General features: G+C 45.8%; 4 protein-coding genes. 3 read left to right on the top strand and 1 reads right to left on the bottom strand.

Features of this window, described 5'->3' with window-relative positions; translation table 11 throughout:
- Window positions 1–1,612 (bottom strand): adenylate/guanylate cyclase domain-containing protein (locus H6G03_RS29575; RefSeq protein WP_190472863.1); only part of this gene is annotated, 1,612 nt, incomplete at its 3' end.
- Between the two features lie 910 nt (window positions 1,613–2,522).
- Here H6G03_RS29575 and H6G03_RS29570 point away from each other — a divergent pair.
- The 3 genes from H6G03_RS29570 (at window position 2,523) to H6G03_RS29560 (ending at window position 6,291) form a co-directional block, all read left to right on the top strand.
- Entirely contained in the window at window positions 2,523–4,010 is a 1,488-nt protein-coding gene (locus H6G03_RS29570; RefSeq protein ID WP_190472854.1) for a glycosyl hydrolase family 57, read from the top strand.
- A 78-nt stretch (window positions 4,011–4,088) separates the two neighbouring features.
- Complete coding sequence (locus H6G03_RS29565; protein ID WP_190472851.1) at window positions 4,089–4,619, top strand: DUF1499 domain-containing protein; 531 nt, start codon at window positions 4,089–4,091, stop codon at window positions 4,617–4,619.
- Window positions 4,620–4,782: 163 nt separating this feature from the next.
- Complete coding sequence (locus H6G03_RS29560) at window positions 4,783–6,291, top strand: hydroxysqualene dehydroxylase (RefSeq protein WP_190472848.1); 1,509 nt, start codon at window positions 4,783–4,785, stop codon at window positions 6,289–6,291.
- Window position 6,292 lies beyond the last annotated feature (1 nt).

Below are 6,292 nucleotides of genomic sequence, written 5' to 3'. Positions count from 1 at the left end.
TAGCCTTTTTTCGCTCAGCTAACATCTGAGCTATTTCGTCTTGTAAATCAGAGTTTAGACTATCGCACCTGGGGTGCGATAGTCTAAACTCCAGTAAATAAGTTTTCATCCCACCTTTGCCTTTAATTTGAATGAAGCCGCGATCTTCAAACAAATATTTGTCCTGCAACTTCTCGTAGGTCGTTTTTGTTACTTGAATATGTCCGGCTAGACCGTGAGATTCCATCCGGCTAGCAGTGTTAACGGCATCGCCCCACAGGTCATAACTAAACTTTTTCGTACCAATCACCCCAGCCACAGCAGGGCCAGTATTGATACCAATCCGGATGTTAAGATTGGTAGAATAGTCAACATTAAATTGGCTAATAGCCTGCTGCATATCGAGTGCCATTTCTGCCACAGCTTCGGCATGGTCGCTGCGGCGCGTGGGTAGACCGCCAACTACCATATAGGCATCGCCGATCGTCTTAATTTTCTCCACACCATGTTTTTCCGTGAGGCGATCGAAAGACGAGAAAATTTTATTAAGTAAGCTGACCAGTTTCTTCGGAGAAACCTTACTAGCCAACCTCGTAAAATTAACCAAGTCAGCAAACAGAATCGTTACTTCATCAAAGGTATCGGCAATGTTGCTTTCCTGCATTTTTAACCGAAAAGCAATCGGTTCCGGCAATATATTAAGCAACAGTCGCTCGGAATTTTCTCGCTGATAGCGCAGTGCTTCTTCTATCATCTTGCGCTGCGTGATATCGTGAAAAAAAACAGATACCCCTTCATAAGAAGGAAAAACCCGCACTTCAAACCAACGATCTAATGGCTGGTAAAATTCTTCAAAACTGAGACTGACTTGTTGAGCTACCGCCTTGCGATATTGCTCCTCAAATTGCGAACCGACAATTTCCGGAAAAGCCTCCCAGATATTTTGACCAAGGAGTTGTTCTGGACTGCGTTGCCATATTTGAGTCGCTACTTGATTGACGCAAGTAAACCGCCACTGCCGATCTAAGGTAAAAAAAGCATCAGTGATACTTTCGAGCAGATCGACCACTTGCCGATCGGACGCCCGCCGCTGCGCTTCTGCTTCTTCGCTCCTAGCGATTTGCCGTTCTAACCGCGCCAAGTTTAATCGTAGCTCCATTTGAGTAATCACCTGACGACCCAAAGCCCGCAGTGCTTCCAGTTGTTCGTCAGAAAGACGGCGGGGAATGCGATCGATCACGCAAAGGGTTCCCAACGGAAAACCATCTGGAGTTACCACAGGTGTGCCGGCATAAAATCGGATGTTGGGGTTGGAAGTTACTAGCGGGTTGTCTGCAAAGCGATCGTCTTCCAAGGCGTTGGGAACAACCAGCAGGTCGTCTGGGTTGAGAATCGCATGAGCGCAGAAAGCAAGGTCTCTGGGCGTTTCCGTAACTTCCAAGCCAACCTGTGACTTAAACCACTGGCGATCGGCATCTACTAAGCTGACTAAAGCAATGGGAGTACCGCAAATATAGGCAGCCAAACGGGTGAGGTCATCAAAGGCTTCTTCTGTCGGCGTGTCGAGAATCTTGTACCGCTTCAGCGCTTCTACCCGATCGCTTTCATTACTCGGTAGAGGTGCCGTTTTCATCGAGGATGACCCTGCATTAGGACTACCCATAGGGGAGTTAGGCACGGTACTTTTGCGGCTTTTGAATAGCTGTGCTAGTATACCGATTAGGTTTGGAATTTTTTTACGAAAGTAAGTTTTATCAGTTTTTGTGTATGCCGCCTCAGACGGACTATCAAAAGCTTCTAACATACCAAAAGTTGTATTTGTACAAACACGACCTACAGATGCCCCTACCAAAATCATTCTACTTTTTTAGTGTAAAAGGAAAAAGTAAAAAAGTCGAGAATATCGGAAATTATCAAAGAATATTTGCCAAAATATTATTTAACAGTAGGGTGTTTTAGGCACGGGCGAGAAATTGAGTATGGCAACCAATAATTAAATTGCCGTGCCTAACGCACCATCCGTAAAATTGGTAACAAAAACTAAGATTTTATCCGATCGACCCGCAAGAACCGACAGCTTATTCTGCGATCGCATCCGTTAACCGCATCCCCGCAAGGGGACTGAAACTTCTCCAGATCCTCCTCATCGGCGGAATCGATAAGAACTTTCAATTAACCGCATCCCCGCAAGGGGACTGAAACCGCAAAATCATCATTTTGAACATACCAAAAGCTGCTCTTTCAATTAACCGCATCCCCGCAAGGGGACTAAAACTTTTTTGCTACCATCAAACGGTGATATGGTGTCCGTAGCGTCGCTAGAACGCCAGTCCAGTAAAAAAAATTGACAGAAAGAACGAAATATGTATTATGTAGGGGCGAAGCATTCGGGCGACGATTCATAACTCAAATTCAAGATTTTTCTGTCCGAATGCTTCGCCCTGCCGAGGTCTCTATCTGCTTTTCACTTTTGACTTTTGATTTTTGACTTGGCATTAATTGTGTCAAACTCAATATGTTTCCTATAAAAATCCCTCACACAAATGCCTACAACATTACAACCTACTACCCTCCCCCAATTACCCGAAATAATTGACGGATTGCCCAACATATGCGGGTGGGAAAAAGAAATTCAGTCAGTAACTCAACAAAACGAACCAGTATTTTTACCCACAACAAACATCAAGTTAAGTGAAGTGCAAGCAGCCTTTGCCATAGCCCTGCATATGCACCAGCCTACCATACCCGCCGGACATAACGGCCAACTCATCTCCAACCTGCAATATATGTTTGAACATCCCCAGTCAGGAGACAACCACAACGCCGCGCCATTTGCCAATTGTTATAGCCGTATGGCAGATTTTATCCCCGAACTTGTCGCCAACGGTTGCAATCCTCGCGTCATGTTAGATTACTCCGGCAATTTGTTGTGGGGATTGCGACAAATGGGACACGGCGATATCCTAGAAAATCTCAAACGCATCACCATTGACCCCACTTATCAGCCTTATGTGGAATGGCTTGGAACAATGTGGAGTCACGCAGTAGTTCCCTCCACTCCCATACCGGATCTCAAACTGCACATCCAAGCTTGGCAACATCATTTTGCCGCCATTTTTGGTTGGTCAGCACTATCTCGCGTCAAGGGATTTTCGCCGCCAGAAATGCACTTACCCAATCATCCCGATACTTTATTTGAATTTGTCAAAGCGCTGAAAGAATGCGGCTATCGCTGGCTATTAGTGCAAGAACATTCTGTGGAAACTCTCACCGGACAATCGCTGGGATACAAACATCTGCCTCACCGTTTAATTGCCCGCAATTCTCACGGCGAAGTTGTCAGTATCACCGCTTTAATCAAAACCCAAGGTTCGGATACGAAACTGGTAGCGCAAATGCAGCCTTATTACGAGGCAAAAACCTTATCTCGACAAATGTTAGGTGAAGTTTCCGTACCGCCAATAGTCAGCCAAATTGGGGATGGCGAAAATGGCGGCGTGATGATGAACGAATTTCCCGGTGCTTTCTTCCGCGCTAGTTACGAAATAGCGCAAAATAACGGCGGCAAATCGGGCGTTGTAGCGATGACTGGTACAGAGTATTTGGAATTAATTGAAGCTGCCGGTTGCCATGAAGATAATTATCCCACTTGTCAGCCGATCGGTCAACATTTAATTTGGCAAAAAGTTTCGCCAGAAAACTCTACCCCGGATGCAGTAACTAATGCCATTGCCGAGTTGCAGCAAACTCACCATAACTTTCACATGGATGGTGCTTCCTGGACAAATCACATCAGTTGGGTGAAAGGATACGAAAATGTTTTGACTCCCATGAATCAACTCAGCGCTTTTTTCCACAAAAAGGTTGATTCTTTGCCTGAAAACATTACCAAAGAATCGCGCTATCGCGAAGCATTGCTGTACAACTTTTTGCTGCAAACGAGTTGTTTTCGTTACTGGGGTCAAGGAGTTTGGACAGATTATGCGCGGGAAATTTTCCGACGCGGTGAAACGATCCTCGCAAATTGGTAGGGTGGGCATGACCCACCAATTGTTTTGATGGTAGGTAATATGGGATAATATGCCTGTTGCATCACCTTTATCCTATTCATGGTTGAGTCAGAAATCGAAAAGCGATCGCCCCTCAGACAATTCGTGATAATCTTGTTATCGTTGCTGTTAGTTACTATCCTGTGGCTGGGAGCAACGGTAGCATTTCCAGGAGCCATAACCTTGTTTGCAGGCAAAAGACCCACTAACCTCGGCGTACAAGCAGGCAAACTAGCGCCTTGTCCGAGTTCTCCCAACTGCGTCAGCAGCCAAAGTCAGGATGCCGGACACAAAATTGAGCCTATTACTTACAATTCTACTCCTGCTGAGGCAATGGCTCAACTCAAAAAAGTAATTGAGTCCCAAAAAAGAACTAAAATTATTATCGAAACACCCAATTATCTCTATGCAGAATTCACCAGCAGACTGATGGGTTTTGTTGATGATGTAGAATTTTTTCTCGACGAAGGACAAAAGGTGATTCATGTGCGATCGGCTTCCCGTCTGGGAGAATCAGATTTAGGAGTAAATCGCAACCGCATCGAAACCATCAGAAACAAATTCAATGAGGGCGTCGGGCGTCAGGGCTAGGGATTTTTGTTGTCTTCAGATCTCAAAGTAGGTTGGGTTGAGGTAACGAAACCCAACGCAGAAATAGAATTTGTTGGGTTTCCCTGTCGCTCAACCCAACCTACAATCTTGTTCGCCGACGCCCCAGCAAAATTAAATCGCGCAAATCATCAAAAGGTACTAAATGTCAACAGAATCGCAAACCCAAAAAGTAGTAATTGTCGGTGCGGGTTGGGCGGGTTTGGGCGCAACTTACCACTTAGCAAAACAAGGCTACGACGTAACCCTTTTAGAAGCCGGTTCCTATCCCGGTGGCTTGGTTGCAGGCTGGAAAACTGCCGCAGGGCGTTCTGTCGAAGCAGGCATTCACGGCTTCTGGTATCCCTATAGAAATATCTTTTCTCTAGTTAACGAATTAGAACTTAATCCCTTCACAACTTGGACTCGTTCTTCTCAATATTCTCCCGCCGGATTGGAAGTAGAATCCCCCATTTTTCAGGATGAACCCTTACTGCCCACACCGCTGGGAACTTTTCTTTATCCTAAGTTTAGACGACTGCCATTAATCGATCGCCTTTCAGCCTTACCCCTACTCTACGCATTAATCGATTTTGATAATTCCGATGCAGCTTGGCAACGTTACGATGGAGTCACTGCCCGCGAATTATTCAAACAATTTGGAGTTTCTGCAAGGCTGTACCGCGATTCTTTTGAGCCGATGCTATTAGTAGGATTGTTCGCCCCAGGCGAGCAATGTTCCGCAGCAGCAGCCTTGGGTATGCTGTACTATTTTATCCTCGCTCATCAACCCAATTTCGATGTAGTTTGGTGTCGGGGAACAGTCGGAGAAAAAATCTTTCGCCCTTGGGTGGAACGCATCGAACAAGCTGGCGGAAAAGTAGTTACCCAGCAACGGGTTAGCGATTTAATTATTGATAATAATAGAGCGACGGGCGTTGTCTGCGGCGATCGAGTTTTTGATGCAGATGCGGTTATCTTTGCGGTTGGGATAACCGGTATGCAAAAAATTGTCAGCGGTAGCCCTAGTCTGCAAAGTCGCCAGGAATTTCGGGACGCGATGAATTTAGGCGCGATCGACGTTTTGGCGACGCGGTTGTGGTTCGATCGCAAAATCGATATCCCCCTGCCTTCCAATGCCTGCTTTGGCTTCAATCCTACCACAGGTTGGACATTTTTTGACCTCAACGCCCTGCACGATGAGTATCGCAACGAACCCGGAACAGTTATCGAAGCAGATTTCTATCACGCCAACCAATTTCTACCTCTCAGGGATGAGGAAATTGTGCAGATAGTGCAGCGCGATTTAGCAACCTGTATCCCCGCTTTTGGCGAAGCAAAAGTAATCGACAGTAGCGCGATTCGTTTGCCACGGGCAGTCACTCATTTTTATCCAGGTAGCTATCAATATATGTTACCAGCAGTAACCAGTTTCGATAACATTTTTATGAGTGGTGATTGGATTGTTAACCGTCACGGTTCCTGGTCGCAGGAAAAGGCTTATGTGACTGGTTTAGAAGCTGCGAATTTAGTAGTCGATCGCTTTAAACGTGGCAATAAGGCGACGATTTTGCCTGTGGAAGCAGATGAACCGCATATCCAAATTGCGCGGACAATCAATCAGTGGGGACGCGATTTGGTAAAAAGCGTCTTGCCAGATTTTTGGTTGCCTTGAA

Source organism: Aerosakkonema funiforme FACHB-1375, assembly GCF_014696265.1.
In the GTDB taxonomy this organism is placed as follows: domain Bacteria; phylum Cyanobacteriota; class Cyanobacteriia; order Cyanobacteriales; family Aerosakkonemataceae; genus Aerosakkonema; species Aerosakkonema funiforme_A.
The sequence above is the reverse complement of the archived record's forward strand: the minus strand, read 5'-3'. Positions and strand labels throughout refer to the sequence as shown.